General features: G+C 40.6%; 22 protein-coding genes. 8 read left to right on the top strand and 14 right to left on the bottom strand.

The window, feature by feature from the left end; all coding sequences use genetic code 11:
* Positions 1 to 42: 42 nt before the first annotated feature.
* The 5 genes from MKI85_RS12095 to MKI85_RS12075 all read right to left on the bottom strand — a co-directional run bounded on the left by MKI85_RS12095 (position 43) and on the right by MKI85_RS12075 (position 3595).
* Positions 43 to 570 carry a hypothetical protein gene (locus MKI85_RS12095; RefSeq protein ID WP_241627978.1) on the bottom strand — a complete coding sequence of 176 codons (528 nt, stop codon included), beginning with the start codon at positions 568 to 570 and terminating at the stop codon, positions 43 to 45.
* Between the two features lie 66 nt (positions 571 to 636).
* Complete coding sequence (locus tag MKI85_RS12090; RefSeq protein ID WP_241627977.1) at positions 637 to 1086, bottom strand: 2-amino-4-hydroxy-6-hydroxymethyldihydropteridine diphosphokinase; 450 nt, start codon at positions 1084 to 1086, stop codon at positions 637 to 639.
* Positions 1043 to 1423 carry a dihydroneopterin aldolase gene (gene folB, locus MKI85_RS12085; RefSeq protein ID WP_241627976.1) on the bottom strand — a complete coding sequence of 127 codons (381 nt, stop codon included), beginning with the start codon at positions 1421 to 1423 and terminating at the stop codon, positions 1043 to 1045. Before folB ends, MKI85_RS12090 begins: the two co-directional genes overlap by 44 nt.
* Before the next feature lie 81 nt (positions 1424 to 1504).
* Positions 1505 to 2803, bottom strand: coding sequence for an ABC1 kinase family protein (locus MKI85_RS12080; protein WP_241628007.1), 1299 nt, complete (start codon positions 2801 to 2803; stop codon positions 1505 to 1507).
* A gap of 48 nt (positions 2804 to 2851) precedes the next feature.
* A complete protein-coding gene (locus tag MKI85_RS12075) occupies positions 2852 to 3595 on the bottom strand; it encodes a HesA/MoeB/ThiF family protein (RefSeq protein ID WP_241628006.1) in 744 nt (247 codons plus the stop codon).
* Positions 3596 to 3855: 260 nt separating this feature from the next.
* Between MKI85_RS12075 and MKI85_RS12070 the strand changes: the two genes are divergently transcribed.
* Entirely contained in the window at positions 3856 to 4335 is a 480-nt protein-coding gene (locus MKI85_RS12070; RefSeq protein WP_241627975.1) for a Csu type fimbrial protein, read from the top strand.
* On the opposite strand, the gene MKI85_RS12065 is transcribed toward MKI85_RS12070, so the two are convergent.
* From MKI85_RS12065 to MKI85_RS12035, 7 genes are all read right to left on the bottom strand, one after another.
* A complete protein-coding gene (locus MKI85_RS12065; RefSeq protein ID WP_241627974.1) occupies positions 4332 to 5354 on the bottom strand; it encodes a Csu type fimbrial protein in 1023 nt (340 codons plus the stop codon). The genes MKI85_RS12070 and MKI85_RS12065 overlap by 4 nt on opposite strands.
* Entirely contained in the window at positions 5345 to 7723 is a 2379-nt protein-coding gene (locus MKI85_RS12060; protein WP_241627973.1) for a fimbria/pilus outer membrane usher protein, read from the bottom strand. The genes MKI85_RS12065 and MKI85_RS12060 overlap by 10 nt, the downstream gene beginning before the upstream one ends.
* Positions 7724 to 7729: 6 nt before the next feature.
* On the bottom strand, positions 7730 to 8464 hold the full coding sequence (locus MKI85_RS12055; RefSeq protein ID WP_241627972.1) for a fimbrial biogenesis chaperone: 735 nt from the start codon (positions 8462 to 8464) through the stop codon (positions 7730 to 7732).
* A gap of 22 nt (positions 8465 to 8486) precedes the next feature.
* Entirely contained in the window at positions 8487 to 8957 is a 471-nt protein-coding gene (locus tag MKI85_RS12050) for a Csu type fimbrial protein (RefSeq protein ID WP_241627971.1), read from the bottom strand.
* 199 nt (positions 8958 to 9156) lie between these two features.
* Positions 9157 to 10800 carry an AMP-binding protein gene (locus tag MKI85_RS12045; RefSeq protein ID WP_241627970.1) on the bottom strand — a complete coding sequence of 548 codons (1644 nt, stop codon included), beginning with the start codon at positions 10798 to 10800 and terminating at the stop codon, positions 9157 to 9159.
* A gap of 196 nt (positions 10801 to 10996) precedes the next feature.
* The gene (locus MKI85_RS12040; protein WP_241627969.1) at positions 10997 to 12133 is read right to left on the bottom strand and encodes an acyl-CoA dehydrogenase; all 1137 of its coding nucleotides are present in this window, start codon (positions 12131 to 12133) and stop codon (positions 10997 to 10999) included.
* Between the two features lie 81 nt (positions 12134 to 12214).
* Positions 12215 to 12985 (bottom strand): 3-hydroxyacyl-CoA dehydrogenase, encoded by a 771-nt coding sequence (locus MKI85_RS12035; RefSeq protein ID WP_241627968.1) that lies wholly within the window; start codon positions 12983 to 12985, stop codon positions 12215 to 12217.
* A 140-nt stretch (positions 12986 to 13125) separates the two neighbouring features.
* Between MKI85_RS12035 and MKI85_RS12030 the strand changes: the two genes are divergently transcribed.
* The 3 genes from MKI85_RS12030 (at position 13126) to MKI85_RS12020 (ending at position 15737) form a co-directional block, all read left to right on the top strand.
* Positions 13126 to 14145, top strand: a complete 1020-nt coding sequence (locus MKI85_RS12030; RefSeq protein ID WP_241627967.1) for an AraC family transcriptional regulator — start codon at positions 13126 to 13128, stop codon at positions 14143 to 14145.
* Between the two features lie 175 nt (positions 14146 to 14320).
* A complete protein-coding gene (locus tag MKI85_RS12025; RefSeq protein ID WP_241627966.1) occupies positions 14321 to 14671 on the top strand; it encodes a hypothetical protein in 351 nt (116 codons plus the stop codon).
* Between the two features lie 154 nt (positions 14672 to 14825).
* Entirely contained in the window at positions 14826 to 15737 is a 912-nt protein-coding gene (locus tag MKI85_RS12020; RefSeq protein ID WP_241627965.1) for a bestrophin family protein, read from the top strand.
* A 113-nt stretch (positions 15738 to 15850) separates the two neighbouring features.
* Here the strand turns inward: MKI85_RS12020 and prmC are convergent, their stop codons facing one another.
* Together prmC and prfA are read right to left on the bottom strand one after the other, a co-directional pair.
* Entirely contained in the window at positions 15851 to 16666 is an 816-nt protein-coding gene (gene prmC, locus MKI85_RS12015; protein WP_241627964.1) for a peptide chain release factor N(5)-glutamine methyltransferase, read from the bottom strand.
* Positions 16666 to 17754: a peptide chain release factor 1 gene (gene prfA, locus MKI85_RS12010; RefSeq protein WP_241627963.1), complete on the bottom strand. Its 1089-nt coding sequence runs from the start codon at positions 17752 to 17754 to the stop codon at positions 16666 to 16668. Before prfA ends, prmC begins: the two co-directional genes overlap by 1 nt.
* A gap of 356 nt (positions 17755 to 18110) precedes the next feature.
* Here prfA and MKI85_RS12005 point away from each other — a divergent pair, with 356 nt between their 5' ends.
* From MKI85_RS12005 to MKI85_RS11990, 4 genes are all read left to right on the top strand, one after another.
* The gene (locus tag MKI85_RS12005) at positions 18111 to 18542 is read left to right on the top strand and encodes a glycine zipper domain-containing protein (RefSeq protein WP_241627962.1); all 432 of its coding nucleotides are present in this window, start codon (positions 18111 to 18113) and stop codon (positions 18540 to 18542) included.
* A gap of 245 nt (positions 18543 to 18787) precedes the next feature.
* Entirely contained in the window at positions 18788 to 19315 is a 528-nt protein-coding gene (locus MKI85_RS12000) for a hypothetical protein (protein ID WP_241627961.1), read from the top strand.
* Positions 19316 to 19440: 125 nt separating this feature from the next.
* A complete protein-coding gene (locus MKI85_RS11995; RefSeq protein ID WP_241627960.1) occupies positions 19441 to 20442 on the top strand; it encodes an LLM class flavin-dependent oxidoreductase in 1002 nt (333 codons plus the stop codon).
* Positions 20443 to 20622: 180 nt separating this feature from the next.
* Complete coding sequence (locus tag MKI85_RS11990; protein ID WP_241627959.1) at positions 20623 to 21192, top strand: NAD(P)/FAD-dependent oxidoreductase; 570 nt, start codon at positions 20623 to 20625, stop codon at positions 21190 to 21192.
* Positions 21193 to 21304: the final 112 nt, after the last annotated feature.

Genomic DNA, 21304 nt, shown 5'->3' with positions numbered 1-21304 from the left:
ACAAAAAAGCAGTGCTTTTTAGCACTGCTTTTTTCCATTCTATTATTTCAGTAAGAGTCTGTTCCCTGCTTCCTGTAAGTTTCCTGTGTACTTGGCTTCGGCAGAAGGATTACTTGGGTAACTTTGACCATTAAACTTCAAAATGACCTGTCCCATTCCTCTTGAATACACAGACAAATCAGACCAACCTTGTGTTTTGGTATTTAAAGCATAAATAGGAACATCAGTAACTGTCATTTTGCTCAGCGACTGGAACTGATCATGGCTTATACCCTTAAATACCAGTACCGTACAACCACCTGAACCGCACCAGTTAGTTCCTCTCAACATGACCACTGCATCCTGAACACCATCTTGATTCAGATCATAAAATGCATATTGATATAAAGGTTGTTCATGAATCGTCATATAGACCGCTTGTTTGAGGGCAAGCAACATCGTCTCATCACCAGCCAAATCTGTCGTTGACGTTGGTGGTGGCATAGTTTCAGTATTTTCGACAGGTGCATTTGAACTACACCCCACCACTAAACCACTTAATAATGCATAGACTAAAAAACGTGTTTTCATGACAGCAAGTCTCTTATTGGCTGCTTTAGCTCTCATTTTAAAACAGCAAGACCAAGTGACACGTTTTTAAATGTTAACAACTTCTAAACATTTTACTGTTGGAAATTGATGTTGCGACTCGATGAATAAAGGATGTGACCAAACATCAGCCATTGGAATTTGAACATCCAAGGCGAGCGGGAGTTTTTTGGGATTAAATTGCATGTGTGACAAAGAATTACCCCATGCAATCAGGTCGACATCTAATGAAATCTGATGTGATGGACGAACACGACCAGAATCAGCTTCCCATTGTTTTAATTGGATGATGATTTGCTCAGGCGTTAATGTTGAATGTAGTAAGCAGGCTGCATTCCAGTAGTCTGCCCCAACACCATCACGGCAAGGAATAATATAAATTTTTGAAAATTCTACAGCACCAAGCTTACAAATCTGTTGATATGCGTAGCGAAAATGTTGCTGCGGATTAAAATTACTCGCCAGAGCTAAGGCGAAAATCGTTTCGGTGGCGTTCAATACGAATTCCTACAGAATTGGCTTCTGCAATAATGGCAGGCTTACGAATAATAATTTTAATCGATTCTATCGCAGGAAAGGTAGCAAAAAGCGCATTCAGTACCAATTTTGCCGCATGTTCAATCAATTTGGGTTGGGCTTTTTGAATCACTTCAGCGGATATGCTGCAAATTTCAGCATAGTTCAAGGTATCTTCCAGATCATCTGAACTCGCCGCAGCTTCTAAACTGGTACTAATGGTCAGATCTAACATCAAAGGCTGAATAATTTGTCGTTCCCAGTTAAAGCAGCCGACAACGGTGTTCACCTTAAGACCTTCAATGACAATCGCATCCATGATTTAACCCTTAAATTGCAGACCATTCATGACCGAATGCTTCACACAACTGTCATGAATGGATTAATCAAAATTTGAATCTTAATGTTTCAACATCAAACTTGGATCGGTAGTTTGCACCATTTGCAAACGTTGGTCTGCATAAATATCGGTATAGGGTGCTAGGACGCGCATAAATCGATCGAAATACAGCATTTGTTTAAACAGCAACGCAAAATCACGCGGGAAGCGAATACCATGACGCTCACCTACAGCCACCATGTCCATCATGATGTCATTTAAATCGGCTGGATTAGAGCTTAAGATTTCTTGTGGATCAGCCAACAAAACGCCACTAAATAAGCGTTCTAAATCAGCCGCCAACACTTGGGTATCGATGGCTACATCGGTCATGCCCATTTTCAGCATATTTTCAGCCATGAGCTTGTAGTCTGTTCTTTGCAATGCATCCATAAATGCCATACAAGCTGTCCAGACTTCAGGATTTAATTGCCCCACAATACCAAAGTCAATAAAACCAATACGACCATCTTCCAGCAGCATTAAATTACCTGCATGTAAATCGGCATGGAAGCTATTACACATCATCAAACTGCCAAACCAAGTGTTCATTGCGGTAATGAGAACTTGAGAAGGATCTTTGGAATACTTTTTTACCACTTCAAAGTCCGTTAATGGCACACCAAATAAACGCTGCATGGTCAACACACGGCGAGTAGAATACTGGTGGTAAACCTTAGGAGCGGTAGCAGCTTTGTTATTCGTCACATTCAGATAATTGACGAAATCATCAATATTTTGAGCTTCTTCAATAAAATCGACTTCGCGTACCATACGGGTTTTAATTTCATCAACAATATCTGCCAATGAAGCAAACTTCACCTTAGGCACAGCTTTTTCAAGAATTTTAGTTGCCCAATGCAACACATTCAAATCTGTATAGAGAATAGTTTCTACACCAGGTTTTTGAATCTTAAGGACCACATCTTCGCCTGTGACCAGTTTAGCAGCATGCACTTGTGCAATTGAAGCGGATGCAAGTGGCTTTTCATCAATGGAAGCAAAGATTTCATCTAAATTACGACCAGCAAATTCAGAATCAAGCACCTGCTGCACATAGCTAAATGGTAAAGACGGTGTTTGATCTAAACAGCCTTGAAATTCTTCAACAAATTCACGTGGGAAAAGTGAAGGCGTACTAGCAATAAATTGACCCAACTTAATATAAGTTGATCCTAAATCTTCAAAGGTTTCACGCATTAACTTGGCATTACTTGGCTTTTCAGTCGCGTATTTAAAGCCTGCTTTAGCCGCTACTACTGCGGTTTCCCCCATACGAGCAACGGAACGCAGTCCATCTAGCCAGATATTATTTTTCATCATATTAAAATGTGGTTAAAAATTCATGGCACTGAGTTTAGCAAATATTTACGTGTTTAAGGATGATCTTGCCTGACAGTCTGGACAATTTAAGTCTTTCTCGAATGCCAATATGCGCTGTTTCATACTTAAGCCATCCCATAACAAGAGTTTTTGCAGCAATGGCATACGATTCAGGCCCAAATACAATAAAGCATGGTGCGCTTGTAAACTTGCCATGACATTCGGTGTGGTCGATAGCACCCCCGAGTCTGCACAACGTAGGCTCTCATTGGCATGCTGTTCTTTAGGGAATAGGCAGTTATAGCAAGCCGAATCACCTTCAACCATAAAGAGCTGACCTTGAAACCCAATGGCTGATGCACTAATTAAGGCAACACCCTGCTCTCTACAGATCTGATTGACCAAGTAACGCGTCGTAAAATTATCGCAACCATCAAGCACCAAATCTTGCGAGCTGATCAAGGTCATGGCATTGCTTTGATCTAATTTGGCAACATGGTACTCAACTCGAATATATGGATTAATCGCAGTTAGGCGTTTTGCCAGAATTTCTGCTTTATAGAAACCTAGATCTACCTGTGTAAAGGCAATTTGTCGCTGTAAATTACTGATCTCGATATGATCTGGATCAATCAAGGTGATTTTACCGACACCAGCACGTGCTAATAACTCTGCTGTGGTACATCCAATTCCACCACACCCCACTATCAGCACATTGGCAAGTTTCAGTTTTTCTTGTGCATCTAAATCCCAGCCATCTAGTAAAATCTGACGGCTATATAAATGCATTTCCTCATCTGTTAATTCCAGATCATGTTCAGATACCAAGTTCACTTTACTTCCGCTGTGTATTGTTTGAGACTCTTGCATAGTATAAAGGATAAGCAAGCTATAACTGTTAGGTTTTAGATCACTTACTTCCGCCTGAAATGATAAAGAAATCATCATTTAGATAGAATATGAACAGTTATAAAACTAAAGCTCGGGACGAATCCGCTTAAATCAGGTATGCTGAATTAAAATCCAATAATGTATAAACTTCGTACTTCATGAAATTATATTATTCTGCTTTTGTTGCCTGCACTTTAGCCGCTGCATCAGTCTATATTTATGCTGCGCAACAAGATTCAACTTCCTTTAATGTCAGTATTACCATTAAAGAGATGTGTAATGTCACAACTACGCAAGGTTCAGACCTCGATTTTGGCACAGTCAATCGTGCCTCCAAAACCAACTTACAGAATGGTCAACTTGCTGTCACCTGCACCCAAGGGACGCCGTATAATATTGCGCTACAAAGTCAGCGAAAAATGATTGCTGCGGACTCAAATAATGTCAGTATTCCCTACAACCTGTATCAGGATGCCAATCGTACAACCTCTTGGGGCGCTGATACTCAAAATGGTTATTACGGTACAGGCACTGGCCGTGTTCAATCGGTACCCGTATGGGGTACCGTAGAGCGTGCAGATACAGATGTTCCAGCGGGTGTTTACAGTGACAAAGTCACTGCCGTCATTACTTATTAATAGGTTAATGTCACTGTAATGGTATCTTGATACTCCCCAGGTGGAACCACGACTGCACTTTGTGGGACTTTGCCATAAATCTGGATCATTTGCGTGCCATTTGTACCTGTTCCCTGCGATGTATTGGTGTTGCTCCAAGTTTTGTTATAGCTAGCATCTTGATACAGCTCATATCCGATATAGTCAGTACCATTACGCATTCGACGTGTTGTACCATCATAATTTAAACCTTGATCCAACCCGACTTTCCACGAAGTATTTAAAGGGCAAGATAGTGTCACTGAAGCTGCGCTGGTAATGGTTTTACTTAAGTTATCAATTTGTCCAAAATTCAGATCAGTTGTGGAAATTAAATTACAGCTATTTTCAAAATTAGCCGTAACATACAGACTATTTGTGCCGGGTTTGGACTGAGTTGCAGTGATAGCATCTTCTTTACTAGGCTGTTCATCTTCACTAAAGGCATAGAGCAAGTTTACTTGCGCATTGTTATTGTTATCAAAACTGCCTTCGCTAACATTTTGCCCCGAATACACTAAACCATAGACAGGTATCGTAAAGACTTTCTGATTTTCATTCACAGAAAATGTTTGATAGGTACAATTTAATGTCGAGGCACTGGCTTGTGTATCAATACGTCTAGTCAAAGCTGCATCATAAAATAAATCATAACTCAAATAACTATGTACTGCTCCATACTTCACCATTAAACGCCTATTATTCAGTAACCCCAGACCACCCGCAGTGATATATGGGCAAAGTGCTACATTGACGGTTTGAGTGTGATTGTACTGATTGCAGGTAATCTGTAAGTTTGCATAATTATTTTTCCCTTTTCCTGTTACTGAACCAAAACTTAAGGTTGTCCCTGACAACCAGCACGATCCTGAGTTTTTAGCTGCATGCACAGAAGTACTGGCTAGTTGCGAACCAAGTATAACAATCAGGCAAAGTATCCAATACACAAGTGCCATCTTGGCAATTTTTTTAACGTTAAAACCACACATGATCACTGACATTGGATACTTCCTAGATCAAGAAAACCGTATTGATGACTAAAATCTGGCAAAACCAGCTGACAAACAACACCTTCATGTTCAACAAAAAGCTGCTGCGTTAATGGATTTTCAATATAGATCATGCCATCACGACCCACGATGGTATGTTCTGTAGAGCTGGTATCGGGTGTAGTTTCTTGCACCCAAACTCGACTGCCCATTTTTAATGGAACACCTTGTGAATCTGTCGCACTCAATTGAATAGAGCGCATTTTATAAATTGGAAAATGCAGCGATACTCCACTAGCACTATAGGGCACTGCATCTATACGCGTGGTTTCAATTTTATATTCTAAAGGTAAATCCAGAGTATCAATTGAAATATCATTATGCTGATATGGATTCAGTGCATCGATCAGCAGCAAGCCTTTACGATTGGTTTTACCAACCACACGATTTTCTAGACGAACTGGAATATCCGATACCCCTTGCGTTGAAACCACTGCAAAAGAGTTTAAGGATTGTCTCATCGGAAAAACTGATTTTTCCATCATCACCAAACTGCCACGCGCTGAACCGACCACGGTGGTGTAATCTTCCGCATTAATCTTAGCGTTTTGTAGACCGACATCCCATTCCCCGATTTGCGTTTCACGCTGAATCTGACCTTGTACGCTATAGTTTTGTTTATCGCTATATTCAAGATTGGTTTGCCACCCCCAGTCATCTTCATTTTGCTTGGCTGTTTTACGCATGTTGGCTGAAATTTTATTGCTGTCCGTATCTTGTTGCGCACTGACAGTGGCATTGGTCTGACGATCCAACGGGATATTTAAAGATAAAAAGAAGGTATTTTCTTGATCATTTAAATTACGGGTCATGTTGAAGGTTAAGTATTTACGTGACGGAAAATAATAAGACCAGTTAAAGACTAAATATTCGTTCTCGCTGTTCTGGTATTTTTGTGCCACATAACTACCACCCAATTGACCAAAATCGGTATTAATCCCTAAGAAAACATGGTCCGACTGTTTAATATAGTCATAACCCAGCGCACTCGCCAAATCCCCAAAATTACCATCCGTTTGCTGATGGTGTAGGGAAAGATTGATATAAGGATTATTCCACTCATAACCGAGCGCATAAGATTGCCCTGTTTTTTGATTCAACTCACTATAACTATAAGAGCCGTTTAGGACTCCCCAAGTCTCAGGTAATCGATGTACAACCCCCAAACCTGTAAGTGCAACATCTTTGGAATATTCAATATGACTTTCTAAGGTAGTATCATTGCTTAGACCATGCCTTAACGTTGCATTCGCAACAGGTTCATCCCCATAACTGAAAGATTTGACTGCATAATCAAGTTTATTTACCCCAAGATTCAGTTCCCAATCTGACAAACCTTTTTGCAGTAATTGAGTGGTTCCAAACAGTGAGAAATTTACAACCCGCTGCTGACCATTTAAATCGGTAATTAATAACTGCGCATTACCTGCACCCGTGATTGAGGGCGATGCTTGGATATCAAATTGTCCAGGTAAAACTTCACTGGTGCTTTGTTGAATGCCATTAATGAGTAAATCTACGGTTGAGGGTACAAGCACCGAACCTTTAAAAGACTCCAGCGGCGAAGTCACTTGATAAGGCTGTAAGTTAAAATTTCTAGCGATTTTTATGCCCGAAATACGCGTTGAGCGCGTCCAATCTAAAGCACGCGACTGGCTATCCCCCACGGTCAAAGTAATGGCTTGGTCAGTAAAATCTTTTTGCCAATAGGTATCTAGAATTTGGCTAGAAAATTCATCCGCGCTTTGGGTTTTAGTGAACGCATGATTGGCAGAGATACTGAAAATATTGCCTGTACCCATGCCAAAAAATCGCAACTCATTCCATGCACTGAGTGACCATGCATCCTCTGTTGCTTGGGAATAGAAATCATAATTAAATAAAACACCTGGCTTAACCTGATCAGGATTCACTTTTGCAGGGGGAATTTGTACATATCCCGAAGATGTATGTCCTTGTAAAGTTTCTACAGGAACAGACAAGTCTATATGTTGCTCTGCCGCATTAAAGTTATAGCTGAGTCCTTTTATCTGCGATAACGGAATAAAGCCAACCTGATGTGGTGCATCAGTAGCATCGACTTTGAGTTGTAGTTCTTGCAGTGTATCGCGGGAAATCAACAAATCCTGTGGGGTTTGAATGAAATGCCCATAGACCGAGCTTGAGGCTTGATTCACGACCACACTTAAAAAGAGTTCTTGTTGCTCAACAGTATCCGAGCTCGGCATTTCTGCATCATTGGCAAGCGCTAGCTGAGTATGTAAAGCATAAGTACTCAGTAGCAGCTTAAAACAGAAGCTACGATAAACAGAAGCGCTCATGGCAACTTATTGAATAGACAATGTCTGTGCTAGACCATCTGAATTGATGCGCGCCTCGAACTGTCCTTTAGGCTGCATTTGTGCATTTGCAGGAACATGCCATTGCATGGTTTGACCATTCAGCACATAACCCACCAGACCATTGATTAATGGGATCTTTTCACCATTCGGATTGACGTAGGTCAATTCACTTAATCGAATGTGACGACTTCCATTATTCTTCACAATCAATTGCTGATTTTGATAATGGAAAGACACTTGCGCTAATGAAGTCAAACCATTCTTAGCAGGCGTGATTTCATTTGTTTGAACAAATACGGGAATTGAATATTGCAACAGCAACTGTAAACCCGTTTGTTGGTTAGCTTGATTGGATTTAGGCAGCTCATCCACCAGTAAACGATAAGTTTGCTCTGTTCCTGTATTTTGCATATTCATGCGCAACACACGAATCAACTGACGATCACCAGCTTTGATTTCTGTTATGGATGGACTTGCAACCAAATCTCGGGATAGATGAAGTTGTTCTTTACCTTCAACTTGAGTCCAATTTAACACTCGTGTTTGGGCGCGAATCGGCTCATCACTGGTATTGGTTAACCAAATTTCTTTGGCTTTTTCACCCGTAGTGAAAGTAAGCGAAATTGGGGAAACCTGTAAACTTGCTGCTGAAAGGTTAAATGAGCAAAGTGATACAATAGCTGCACAAATAGTTGGAATAAATTTGTTCTTAGATTGCATCACTCTGTCTCTGTTAACAAACTTAGTAAGTTACTGTTGCAGTAACTGCATCTACATAGTTACCCGCTTCAACGTTGGTATCACCCGCCAATTTTGCGTAGACAGGAATAGCTTGATCTTTACCACTACCAGTTTTAGAAAGTAAGTTTGTTGCATCCCATTCTGCAGTACGTGCAGCATCTTGATATAATTTATATGGAACTTTACTTGTCGATGCCAGATTCGTATTGCTCATCGCACCTGAACCCGCAAGTGCAATTTTATATGGGGTATTTTTGGTGCAAGTCACATTCAATTGACCTTTAGCTGTACTGCCAGCTTTGGTCGAACGATCAACTGCATTGAATTCCACGTCTGATTTTGAAGTGAACTCACAAGATTCATTTACTGTAATTTTTACATCAAACTGAGTGCTATCAGTTCCCGCCGCATAACTAGCAACAGAAGTAAGTGCAGAAGTAGCAATAATTGCAGAAAGAATGATTTTTTTCATAAACAACCCCAAAAAAGTGACTTATGACACATTTATATATTGAATGTGTCGCATTATATCGCTCAAATTTTCACTGTAAAGGCTTTTTACAAAAAAATTAAATCCCTTAAAAAATAGATTTTTTTGATCAACATTTACCTACCATAGTTATAAAAAAACACCCCGAAGGGTGTAAGAGCAAAACTAAGTTTAAACAGGTTTAACCTGCTTTCTGAATTTGCTGCAAAGCAATTTCCTGTTGTTTTAACAAATTACGTTGAATTTTTCCGCTTGAGGTTTTGGGTAAACTCTCAACAAATTCAATCTCTTTGGGATAAGCATGTTTCGAGAGTCTTGAACGAACATATTGCTGGAGTTTCTGATTCAAATTTTCACTCGCCTGATATTGTGGTTTCAGTACAACAAACGCTTTTACAATCTCTGTACGCTCTGGATCAGGCTTACCAATCACAGCAGACTCAAGCACTTCTTCGCATTCCAACAAAGTACTTTCTACATCAAAAGGTCCGACACGATAGCCTGACGTTGTAATGACATCGTCTGCACGCCCTACAAAGTCTATACCCCCCAATTCATTGAGTTGAACCGTATCACCCGTTAAATAATACTGCCCGACAAATGATTTACGGTTATGTCCTTCATAGCCCTTGAACCAGAACAATGGCGACTGTGAACAGTCTATCGCTAAAGTTCCAACTTCTCCTATTGCTACTTCCTGATGTTGTTCATTCAGGACTGCAAAGCGATGCCCAGGGATAGCAAAGCCCGCAGAACCGACTTTTTTAGGGTGCTCTAATGCATGATGATTGGCAATCACCATCCCTAATTCTGTTTGACCATATTGGTCATAAATATTGACATCTAAATCGTGATTAAACCAATGAATCACTTCAGGTGTTAAGGGTTCACCCGCACTGCTTACAGCACGCAAATGCTGTTTAATCGATGCATCAAATTTTTCTTTAAAGCCAAAGAACATGCGAAAAGCGGTTGGTGAACCTGTCAGATTGGAAACTTTATGTTTTTTAATGACTGCAATGGCTTGATCCACATTAAATGAACGCTCATCCATGATGATGCTATGACCTAAACTGAGTGGACCCGTAATGCCATAATACAAACCATACGCCCAACCGGGGTCGGCAAGATTCCAGAAAGAGTCTTCATCACGCAAATCGACTGCATGCGTCATATAACCTTTAAAAGCCAAGATCGCACGTAATGGAACAGGCACAGACTTGGCTAGCCCTGTTGTGCCTGAAGTAAACATCATCAAAAAATCATCATCAAAATCACGCAGTACTGGGGTGCATTCCGTTGGGTGTGCATCAAGTTCTTGCCAAAAATCTGAATCTGTTTTGACACAACTTTCACCAGAATGCACCGTCAGGATGTGTGGGATTTGAATTTGATTCAGCTTCATGCGTTGCTCTGAATTGGTCACAATCAATTGCGTATTTGCAACTTGAATACGATGCTCAATTGCTTTTGATTCAAATGCGGTAAACAATGGCTGATAGATTGCACCGATCCGCCAAGTGGCTAAAACGGTAATAAGTAATTCAGGAGTGCGTGGTAAAAGACCTGCGACACAATCACCCGCCTTGATACCGAGCTGAAGGAAATACTTTGCCAATTTCCCAGAAGCTTCAGCCAGTTGCTCAAAGCTCCAATGCTGCGACTCACCTTGCTTACCTTCCCAGAATAAAGCAGTCTTGTTTTGTCCTAAATAACGTTCGCAACATTCAACATACGCATTGATAGCTTGAGGCGTACCCACCAAATGATTCTGGATAGCTTGTTCAACATCAAATTCTTGATAGGCTTCTACTAATGTCTTCATGACAACAACCTCTTTCCCTTGTGCAAAGCATCTCGCCTTGTTATTCATCTTTATTGTTTTCCACAATCAATTCTATGATTGGGTAATCTGTACTTAGATAATCATGTCTTGATGGCTGCGACAATTTCCAAATCCATCAATCGTATTGCTGTTTTATGCACATTGAGAACATGTAGTCTCAATGTGCATATTCTTATTAAGCTTGGGTGATTTCTCGTGCAATCAACAGTCTTTGAATATCAGAGGCTCCCTCATAAATCTGACTGACCCGAACATCACGGTAAATCCGCTCGACAGGGAAATCATTGACATAGCCATAACCGCCATAAATCTGTATCGCATCTGAACAGACTCGTTCAGCCATGGTCGATGCAAACAATTTCGCCATAGAGGCTTCTTTCAAGCAAGGCTGTCCTGCATCTTTAAGACTTGCAGCATGAAAAATCAACTGTCGCGCAGCTTCAATTTGCGTTGCCATGTCGGCTAATCGGAAAGCCACTGCTTGATGCTGTACCAATTCCACACCAAAGGTCTTGCGTTCATTGGCATATTCAATTGCTGAATCTAATGCTGCACGTGCCATACCTACAGATTGCGCAGCAATACCGATACGACCTGATTCCAAATTAGATAATGCAATCTTGTAGCCTTGTCCTTCTTCACCCAAGATATTTTCAGCAGGAATTCGGCAATTCTCAAACACGATGGTTGCGGTATCCGAGCAATGCTGCCCCATTTTTTCCTCAATCCGCGAAACGATATAGCCTGGGGTATCCGTTGGCACAAGGAAACAGGAAATCCCTTTTTTACCTGCAGATTTATCCGTTACAGCGAAGACAATGGCTAACTGCGCATGCTTGCCTGTGGTAATAAATTGCTTGGTGCCATTCAGTACCCATGTATCGCCATCACGTTCTGCACGACATTGCAAGGCACCTGCATCTGAACCTGCCTGGGGCTCGGTCAGACAGAAACACCCTAACCATTCACCCGTTGCTAGTTTCGCCAGATATTTTTGCTTTTGCTGTTCCGTACCATATTTATAAGTTATACCGCACGGTAATGAGTTTTGAACACTCACGATGGTCGAGATAGCCCCATCTCCCGCGGCAATTTCTTCTAGCGCTAAAACCAAGGAGACATAATCTAACCCTGCCCCCCCCCATTCAGGTGGAATGGTCATGCCCAAGGCACCCAATTCACCCAATTGCTTTAATTCTTCAGCAGGAAATTGTCCAATCTTGTCTCGTTCGGCAGCCGTTGGTTTCAGTTGTGACTGCGAAAAATCACGCAGCATATCCTGGACCATTTTTTGTTCATCATTTAAAATCATCTAAGTACTCTTATTTATTCTCTGTTTTACGACCTACACATCCTAATTGTGTAATGACATGACCAATAATCGTCTTGATCTTTATTTCGGTGCCATACGGATCGCACCATCTAAACGAATCACTTCACCATTCAAATAGGTATTTTCGATGATGTGACCGACCAGATTGGCAAATTCTTCAGGCTTTGCTAAGCGCGGTGGGAAAGGCACCATTTGCCCTAAAGCATCCTGTACATTTTGCGGCATACCTTTGAGCATTGGTGTTTCCATAATGCCCGGTGCAATGGTCATGACTCGAATCGCATTACGTGCCAGTTCACGTGCCAGTGGTAAAGTCATCGCCACAATGGCACCTTTTGAAGCTGAATAGGCTGCCTGCCCAATCTGACCATCATAAGCAGCCACTGAAGCCGTATTAATAATCACGCCACGGTCTTCTTCATCATTTTGCAATTCATACTTCGCCATCAATTCAGCTGCGAAACGAATCATGTTAAAACTGCCCATCACATTCACATCCAAGACTTTCTGGAACAAGGCAAGATCATGCAAACCTTCGCGACCGAGAACTTTGGCAGATGGTGCAATCCCAGCACAATTCACCAAACCATTCAGTTGACCAAAATCCTGTTCTACATTTAAAAAGAAAGACTTGACCGCTTGTTCATTGGTGACATCTAAAGGATAAAATTTTGAGTGATCACCCAAATGCTGCTTAAGGGCATAACCCAGTTCCTGATTCATATCCACAAAAGCAACCCGAGCACCGGCATGAACTAAATATTTAACTGTTGCTGCGCCTAATCCTGATGCCCCACCTGTCACAACAAATACTTTATTCTGAAGTTTCATTTCCCTGTCCTATCTTTTTGAAAGTTCATACTCGACTTTAGCTGCAGAGTAAATCCTGTCAAGCTTGAGTACAATTTCCAAATACTGCATTCTTAATGATGGATTTGGACAGTGGAATGTCCGGTAATTTGGGTTTATACATGCACGAACAACAATTAACGTATGACAAAGGCAGTATTTCGATGAACTTGGTGCAAGAAGCTATCCTTTCTGCGCATCATCGAGGACTCAATATTCAGGAAATTCTGCACAGTGCTGGCATTCCCGCAGAATTCATGCAATCCAATAAAGCCCGTGTTTCCATTTCTCAATATGCCCAACTATGGATTGAACTTGCCAATCGAATGAATGATGAGTTCTTCGGAATGGATCAACATGCGTTACGGCGTGGTAGTTATCAATTTATTTCCAAAGCCGTCATTCAATCTGAAACTTTAGAAAAAGCACTCAAAGATATTTTGAAGTTCTTTAACTTGATTTTGGATGATTTTCAAAGTGAACTGATACTTGAGCAAAATGTCGCACGAATTATCATCCATGAACAGAAACAGCCCAAGCGTATGTTTAGTTATGCAACTTATCTCATGCTCATTCATACACTCATGTGCTGGCTAGCCAGTCAGCGCATTCCGCTAAATCAAATTCAGCTCAAATGTGAAAAACCAATTGCAGATGAAGATTACCGTATTCGCTTCTGTTCCAATATTGCCTATCTCGCTTCACAAAATAGTGTTGAGTTTGATCGTGACTTTTTAAATATCAAAATAAAACAGGATAAAAAGTCATGGTATGAGTTTATTTCGCAAACCCCACATAATCTTTTGGTGCGTTTTAAAAATCCTAATGCACTCAGTACGCAGGTACGCAAATATTTACTCCAAGTTCCACCTGCCGAGTGGATCGAACTGAATGTACTGGCGCAGCAACTGAATATGTCAGAAGCTACGGTAAGACGCCGCCTTAATAGTGAAGGCTGTAACTACCAACAGTTAAAAAATGATATACGGCGTGATACCGCCATTGAACTATTGAGCAAAACTGACAAAGCCCTGCATGAAATTAGTGATGAACTCAATTTCCATGATCCAAGTGCCTTCCATCGCGCTTTTAAAAAATGGACAGGGGTCAGTCCAGGGGCATACCGTCAATCCAAAGAATAAGCATTCTGACAAAAGTTTGGGTTTATGCAGGAATAAAAATTACTCATCAGTCATCCGATTGAATTGTATTCAACCTCTTTTTGGTTTATTTTTCACTCAATTTTAAAGCATTATTTGATGCTTATTTCGGCTGTACTCCTCCTATTTTTATCACCTTAACTTAAAGGTATACGATATGTTTAAGATGATCGATGTGCTAGATCAAACTCTGGTGCAAAATTTCACCCATTCACTAAACTCTCCAACTGAATTGGACGATTTATTTCGTCAAAGTTTGTTGGATCTTTCTGAAATTGAGCTACAAAATGTAGTTGCTCATTTCTTTGCTCAAGATAATGCGCTTGCAAAAGCCAAAGCGCTTGAGCTGAGTGATGAGGCGATTCAAAACCTACAAATAGGTGAAAACCTGACCCAAGGTGCAGCGCTAACGCATACTTTCAAAATTGTGGCATTGTGCTTGGCTGAAGAAATTGATGCATTTTCTCAAGTGCAGATTTCTGAGATTTCTACAGACTATTTCGTGTAATCGAATCGATTTATTCCTGAAAAGATAAAGAAAAGACGACAACTATGTCGTCTTTTTTTTTAAATGACTGAACTCCTGAAATGACCGCACTAGCACTTGCACTACATCGTTTGTCTATGGAACACTGTTATTGTTATATAAATGGTATAGATCGATGATTGTTCGGGATAAAAATAATAGTTTTAAATTACTCTTTGCTTGGTCTGGCACCATTTTACCCACAGTACTTCCTGCACTATTAATCGTCGTCTTTATATCAGCCGTTCTGGTTTACCTCTCTTCCCACCAGTTTTTTACTGTCCCTGCTGTTCCTGCGATTGGTTTTACAATTTTTGGCGTGATCCTTTCGATCTTTTTGAGTTTCCGTAACAATGCTTGTTATGACCGTTGGTGGGAAGGTCGAAAACTCTGGGGTGCATTGATTGCAAATTCAAGGCATCTCTCCCGTGATTCACATGTACTTAATCAAGAACGACGAAATATCTTGATGTACCGCGTGATGCTGTTTACTCATTTATTACGAGATCGCTTAAGAGCGCAGCATCAGTCTTTTGAGTTTTACCACGATAAAGTCGAGTTTAGTCCAACAGAACTAAAAAGTTTAAAGCAAAAAATTAATGCCTCACAATTTGTCCTTGAAGCCATTCAAAAAGATTTAGTCTTGGCTTTACGTAGCGGAGAAATATCCGACATTATTTATAATAGTTTGAACCAGCACATTGTCGAATTAGGCAATATTCAAGCGGGCTGTGATCGAATTTTAAGTACGCCCTTGCCTTTTTCTTATTCGGTACTTTTACACCGTACTGTCTATTGTTTCTGCTTTATTTTACCCTTTAGTCTTGAAGCAAGTTTAGGGATCTGGACACCCATATTGGTCGGTTTAATTGCATACTTATTTTTAGGTTTAGATGCTTTAAGCTCACAGATTGAAGAACCATTTGGACTACAAGACAATGATCTACCTCTCAATTCGATCGTGCGATTAATTGAGCGGGAAATGTCTGAGTCGCTTGAAGTTAAGTTACCACCAGCCATTCAACCAACACATAATAATTTAACTTAATTCTGATTCAGTTAAGCTTTTAATAACCTTACTGAATGTTCTATCAAAAAACTCAGCCATAAAAAAAGCACAATTTTATGTTGTGCTTTTTCTCTATTAGTAGGACTGCATAATTACACAAGCTGTGCCAAAGTCACACGATCATTACCACCATAATCTTTGACGGTTTTTACTTCTTTGAAACCTGCAGATTTAAAGATATTACGTACCGCCTCACCTTGATCATATCCATGTTCAAGTACAATCCAACCCTGTGCAGCTAACCACTTTTTGCCCTGCTGAATAATATGTTCAATATCAGCTAAGCCTTGCTTGTCTGCAACCAAAGCCCGTTCAGGTTCAGAAGCTAAATTCAACATATGCTCATCTTTTGCATCAATATAAGGTGGATTAGAAACTATCACATCAAAATATTGACGATTTAACGCATCAAACCAACTTCCCAAAAAGAACTTAACCTGTGTTAAATCATGCTTTTCTGCATTATGAAGTGCCACTTCTAAAGTCGGCTCGTATATATCCGTCGCAATCACAGACCAGTTCGGACGCTCACTTGCCAGTGATAATGCAATAGCACCCGTGCCTGTTCCCAAATCCACAACGCGAGAGTCTTCAGGCAAATCAAGACGCAAAACCGTTTCAACCAGCACTTCTGTATCTGGTCGTGGGACTAACGTATCTTTAGTCACAGTAAGGTCTAAAGTCCAAAAGGGTTGTGAACCAGTAACATAGGCCAAAGGCTCACCCGCTGCGATACGGGCTAGACCATCCACATATGCGCGCTCTTGCTCATCTGTGAGCTCTTGTGCAGATTTGAGTGACAAATCAAAAGCGTCAATTTTTAGAATATGCTCAAGTAACCAAGCATTTTCTTGACGCTCATAACTCTCAACCTCACCACGTAAGGCTAAAGCCTGTGCAATATTCATTAGCCACCATTTTGCTGTGCAAGCATCGCCAATTGATCCGCTTGATATTCACGATGCAAGCTATCTAGCAACTCATTCAAATCACCTTCCATCACGGCATCTAACTTATACAAAGTTAAGTTAATGCGATGATCAGTCATACGACCTTGTGGATAGTTATAAGTACGAATTCGTTCCGAACGGTCACCAGAACCGACCAAATCACGACGCATTTCCGATGTCGCAGCATCAGCAGCTGCACGTTTTGCATTTTCTAAACGTGAAGCAAGTAACGCCATGGCTTTGGCTTTGTTCTTGTGCTGCGAACGTTCTTCCTGACACTCCACCACGGTACCCGTTGGAATATGGGTAATACGTACGGCTGAATCTGTTTTGTTGACGTGCTGACCACCCGCACCTGATGCGCGGTAAGTATCAATACGTAAATCTGATGGATTAATGTCGACAGTAGTATCTACATCAATCTCAGGTAAAATTGCTACGGTACATGCTGAGGTATGCACACGACCTTGCGACTCAGTTGCAGGGACACGTTGTACACGATGCGCACCACTTTCAAATTTCAAGCGACCGTAAACACCTTCACCATTGACCAAGCAAATCACTTCTTTAAAGCCACCGTGCTCGCCTTCATTTTCTGAAAGCACTTCAATACGCCAACCTTTCGATTCAGCATATTTACTATACATACGGAATAAATCACCCGAGAAAATTGCAGCTTCATCACCACCTGTTCCAGCGCGGATTTCTAAATAGGCAGAATTGGCATCGTTAGGATCTTTAGGAATCATCAGGATATTTAAATCAGCTTCAAGCTGTTCAATGATCGCCTTGTTTTCCTTAATTTCTTCTTGTGCCATTTCTTTAAAATCTGGATCAGGCAACATGGCTTCAGCAGTCTCAATGTCTTCTTCTGCTTGTCTATATTTTAACCAAACTTCTGTAATTTCTGTTAAATCATTATGTTCGCGCGATAATTGACGAAAACGCTTGTTATCTGAAATAACTTCAGCATCTGCTAATAATGCAGTTAACTCTTCATGACGGTCAGAAAGTTGATCTAATCGTAAACGTAACGATTCTTTCATTGTTTAATCTATCTCAATAGCCAAAGCAGCCCAAATCAAGCTGCACAATTTCAAAATTGCGCATAGTTTACCGATTCTGCCCTTTAATTGACATATTTATATGCGGTGAAATCTGGTTTCTATTATTTCTGAATATTGAACTTGAAAGGTCTAAAATTCAGCACAATCATTTGATCTAAATTCAACCAATCAACTCAAAACAAGTCATAAAATAGACGATTTTAATCAAACTTATACAAAGCACTCACTTAACAGTACAACTTGAAGCTCCAATCTCCATATTTACCTAGATGCCTTTTGTTACATTTGCCGCATCAAAAATATATTACGTCCGTAGTTTGGACATGGAGAACACCATGAAACTGAATGTTGTTTTATTGAGTACTGCATTGGCAGCCTCTTCACTCATGACGATCAATGCTCACGCAGACAGCACAACTCGTGTTGCTGCAGCAAGTGCGCTAGGTAGTGTTGCAGGAACAGCAGTTGGTAAAAGCATGGGCGGAAATACAGGTGCAACCATTGGTGCAGCACTAGGTGGTGCTGGTGGTGCTGCTGTTGCAAGTGACCGTCGTAACCGTACCGAATCTGCTATTGGTGGTGCTATCGGTGGTGGTACTGGCTACACAGTAGGTAAAAGTATGGGTGGTACCAGTGGTGGTTATGTCGGTTCTGCCTTAGGTGCTGCTGGCGGTGCTGCTTTAGGGAATAAAATTTCTAAAGATAGAGCTGAAGAAAAAGCCAAATCATCTCGTAAATGGAAAAAGCGCCACCGTCACTACCATTGATTAATCAATAATAATACAAGACTCAAGCACCTTAAGGTGCTTGTTTTGTGTGTGGGTAAATAGTTTGGTTTTAAAAAATCGAAAGGAAAAAGATTGTTGAAATGTAATTATGAATTTTTTATGAAGATCAGACACAAAGCAGTGACAAAACCTTCATTCATAAATACAAAGCCTTTCATTTTAAACCATCACCATTGTTTTAAATTGGACTTAAGCGTAAAGCACTATTAAAAATGGAGTTTGTAATGAAACTTAATCAGTTTATCTATGCCTCTCTTGTTGCCACTACCATGATTGGTACGGCACATGCTGACAATGGCACACGTGTTGCAGCAGCAAGCGCTTTAGGTAGCGTTGCAGGTACCGCAGTGGGTAAAAGCATAGGTGGGACTACAGGTGCCACAATCGGTGCTGCACTTGGTGGTGCAGGTGGTGCTGCTGCTGCTAGTGATCGACGTAATCGTACCGAAGCTGCTATTGGTGGCGGATTAGGTGGTGCAGGTGGATATACTGTAGGTAAAAATGTTGCAGGAACCACAGGTGGTTATGCTGGTGCAGCATTGGGAGCTGCTGGTGGCTCAGCTTTAGGTCGTAAAGTCGCTGAAGATCGTCGTGATGATAACCGTTATGATGATCGCTACGACAATCGTGGCTATCGCTCTGACCGCAATTATCGCTACAACGATGATCGTTATAGTAGCCGCAATTACCGACATGACAATGGTAGACATCTCGGTCATTACAAAAATAAGAAAAAACGTTGGGATGACTAACGTATCAAGATACAAAGCATCTTCGGATGCTTTTATTATATTTAATCTCAATATATCGAAAATTAACGATATACAAAAACTCTATCATATCGTATTATCTCGATATGACATTTTTGAGTTTGGATATGCACACACTTCAGAACACCAAATTTTCAATTCTAGAGCTCGCCCCTGTCCGTGATGATAAGACTATCGCTTTTTCATTACATCATGCATTAGAACTGGCTCAACATGCAGAAAAACTTGGATATGAACGTTTTTGGCTAGCTGAACATCACAATATGGATGGAATTGCCAGTTCAGCGACAGCAGTTTTACTGGGCTATATTCTTGCCAACACTGAAACACTCAAAGTCGGTTCTGGCGGGATTATGCTTCCCAATCATGCCCCACTAGTGGTTGCAGAACAGTTTGGAACCTTAGCGACACTTTACCCGAATCGAATCGAACTTGGCTTAGGACGTGCACCAGGGACAGATCAAGTCACCATGCGTGCTTTACGTCGCGGACGTCAAGAAACAGAAGATCAATTTCCTCAAGATGTCGCCGAAATTTTACAATATTTCAATGATCCTACAGAAAATCAGAAAATCGTCGCAACACCAGGACAATCGACCCATGTACCAGTTTGGCTTTTGGGTTCGAGCCTATTCAGTGCACAATTAGCAGCTCGCTTGGGACTTCCTTACTCTTTCGCATCACACTTTGCGCCAAGAATGCTGGGACAAGCCATTCAACTCTATCGTGATAATTTTCAACCTTCCGAATATCTTGAAAAACCTTATGTTTCTATGGGGGTTCCGACGGTAATCGCGGAAACTGATGATGAGGCGCAATATCTAGCGACAAGCGCATTTCAACGTGTACTGGCATTAATGCGTGGTCATAGCCTAAAACTCAAACCCCCAGTGCAAAGTATGCAAAATTTATGGTCACCTGTAGAGAAAATGTCGGTGAATAATTTCTTTGCATTGGCACAAATCGGTTCTATGCAAACTGTGAAAGAAGGTCTCGAAGATTTACTCAAAACATATCAAGTCGATGAGTTTATTTTCACTTGTGATATTTATGACACTGAAAAACGTTTAGAAAACTTTAGCTACTTAATGGATCTTAAAAACAGCTAACAGTAATTTACTCACTCTTTGATTAACTAAAGCCCAAGTATTCATCTTGGGCTTTTTTATACAACAAATTTTATAACTAAAATGACTCCCGAGTAGCTGAATCAGCTTTACCCCTTGCATGAATTGCGATTCAATTTCAATCCATAAAATCCTGACAATAAAAATGATGAAGGAACAATCATGCAACAGCAGAGTAAGCTCAATATCTCCAGTCACATCTTCCAACATCGCGCCCAAGATTATGCTGCTTTTACTGGGCAACTATTCACCTCTAAACAATTCAGCCCTGAACTTGCTATTGAAAAAAATATCGCAATTATTGGACTGGACCAGAAAATTGTCGCTTCTCTTGAAAAATTAAGAAAAATAGCGAAATCCATTCAGGTTTTTCAAATCCAACCAGCGTTTATCCTGCCTCAGAGTGAAATGAAATATAGTCGCGCTGTACAACATCCCCTATTGATGAAAAATAAACGTCTTTTAAACACTCGCATTAAAAGTATCTTGGCACTGAGATTTTTAGACCATCAAATTCAGGACAACTGGCTCAAACGACAATTGACACCCAATATTGCACTAGAAAATAAAGTATTTCTTAAATCGGATGATTATTATCACGCTTTACAACAAGCTAATTGTCAACTGATCACATGGCCAATCAAAAAAATTACGTCAAACACTATTGAATGTGTTGATGGGTCTATTTTCCCTGTAGATTTGATTATCACTTCTGCGATGCACACAACTTAACATGAGCTTTCATTTAGATTTGATTATTCATAATTCAAACACTAAGCGTTAAAAAAACCTAATCAAATTTCAAGATTAGGTTTTTTGTTTGGAACAATTAAGTGATTAATAA

The organism is Acinetobacter zhairuonensis (genome assembly GCF_022601715.1).
GTDB lineage: Bacteria > Pseudomonadota > Gammaproteobacteria > Pseudomonadales > Moraxellaceae > Acinetobacter.
The sequence above is the reverse complement of the archived record's forward strand: the minus strand, read 5'-3'. Positions and strand labels throughout refer to the sequence as shown.

Excerpts from the sequence above, each read along its gene's own strand:
- MKI85_RS12095 (WP_241627978.1), bottom strand. The coding sequence starts at position 570 with ATGAAAACACGTTTTTTAGTCTATGCATTATTAAGTGGTTTAGTGGTG.
- folB (WP_241627976.1), bottom strand. The coding sequence starts at position 1,423 with ATGGATGCGATTGTCATTGAAGGTCTTAAGGTGAACACCGTTGTCGGC.
- MKI85_RS12080 (WP_241628007.1), bottom strand. The coding sequence starts at position 2,803 with ATGAAAAATAATATCTGGCTAGATGGACTGCGTTCCGTTGCTCGTATG.
- MKI85_RS12075 (WP_241628006.1), bottom strand. The coding sequence starts at position 3,595 with ATGCATTTATATAGCCGTCAGATTTTACTAGATGGCTGGGATTTAGAT.
- MKI85_RS12070 (WP_241627975.1), top strand. The coding sequence starts at position 3,856 with ATGAAATTATATTATTCTGCTTTTGTTGCCTGCACTTTAGCCGCTGCA.
- MKI85_RS12065 (WP_241627974.1), bottom strand. The coding sequence starts at position 5,354 with ATGTCAGTGATCATGTGTGGTTTTAACGTTAAAAAAATTGCCAAGATG.
- MKI85_RS12060 (WP_241627973.1), bottom strand. The coding sequence starts at position 7,723 with ATGAGCGCTTCTGTTTATCGTAGCTTCTGTTTTAAGCTGCTACTGAGT.
- MKI85_RS12055 (WP_241627972.1), bottom strand. The coding sequence starts at position 8,464 with ATGCAATCTAAGAACAAATTTATTCCAACTATTTGTGCAGCTATTGTA.
- MKI85_RS12050 (WP_241627971.1), bottom strand. The coding sequence starts at position 8,957 with ATGAAAAAAATCATTCTTTCTGCAATTATTGCTACTTCTGCACTTACT.
- MKI85_RS12045 (WP_241627970.1), bottom strand. The coding sequence starts at position 10,800 with ATGAAGACATTAGTAGAAGCCTATCAAGAATTTGATGTTGAACAAGCT.
- MKI85_RS12040 (WP_241627969.1), bottom strand. The coding sequence starts at position 12,133 with ATGATTTTAAATGATGAACAAAAAATGGTCCAGGATATGCTGCGTGAT.
- MKI85_RS12035 (WP_241627968.1), bottom strand. The coding sequence starts at position 12,985 with ATGAAACTTCAGAATAAAGTATTTGTTGTGACAGGTGGGGCATCAGGA.
- MKI85_RS12030 (WP_241627967.1), top strand. The coding sequence starts at position 13,126 with ATGCACGAACAACAATTAACGTATGACAAAGGCAGTATTTCGATGAAC.
- MKI85_RS12025 (WP_241627966.1), top strand. The coding sequence starts at position 14,321 with ATGTTTAAGATGATCGATGTGCTAGATCAAACTCTGGTGCAAAATTTC.
- MKI85_RS12020 (WP_241627965.1), top strand. The coding sequence starts at position 14,826 with ATGATTGTTCGGGATAAAAATAATAGTTTTAAATTACTCTTTGCTTGG.
- prmC (WP_241627964.1), bottom strand. The coding sequence starts at position 16,666 with ATGAATATTGCACAGGCTTTAGCCTTACGTGGTGAGGTTGAGAGTTAT.
- prfA (WP_241627963.1), bottom strand. The coding sequence starts at position 17,754 with ATGAAAGAATCGTTACGTTTACGATTAGATCAACTTTCTGACCGTCAT.
- MKI85_RS12005 (WP_241627962.1), top strand. The coding sequence starts at position 18,111 with ATGAAACTGAATGTTGTTTTATTGAGTACTGCATTGGCAGCCTCTTCA.
- MKI85_RS12000 (WP_241627961.1), top strand. The coding sequence starts at position 18,788 with ATGAAACTTAATCAGTTTATCTATGCCTCTCTTGTTGCCACTACCATG.
- MKI85_RS11995 (WP_241627960.1), top strand. The coding sequence starts at position 19,441 with ATGCACACACTTCAGAACACCAAATTTTCAATTCTAGAGCTCGCCCCT.
- MKI85_RS11990 (WP_241627959.1), top strand. The coding sequence starts at position 20,623 with ATGCAACAGCAGAGTAAGCTCAATATCTCCAGTCACATCTTCCAACAT.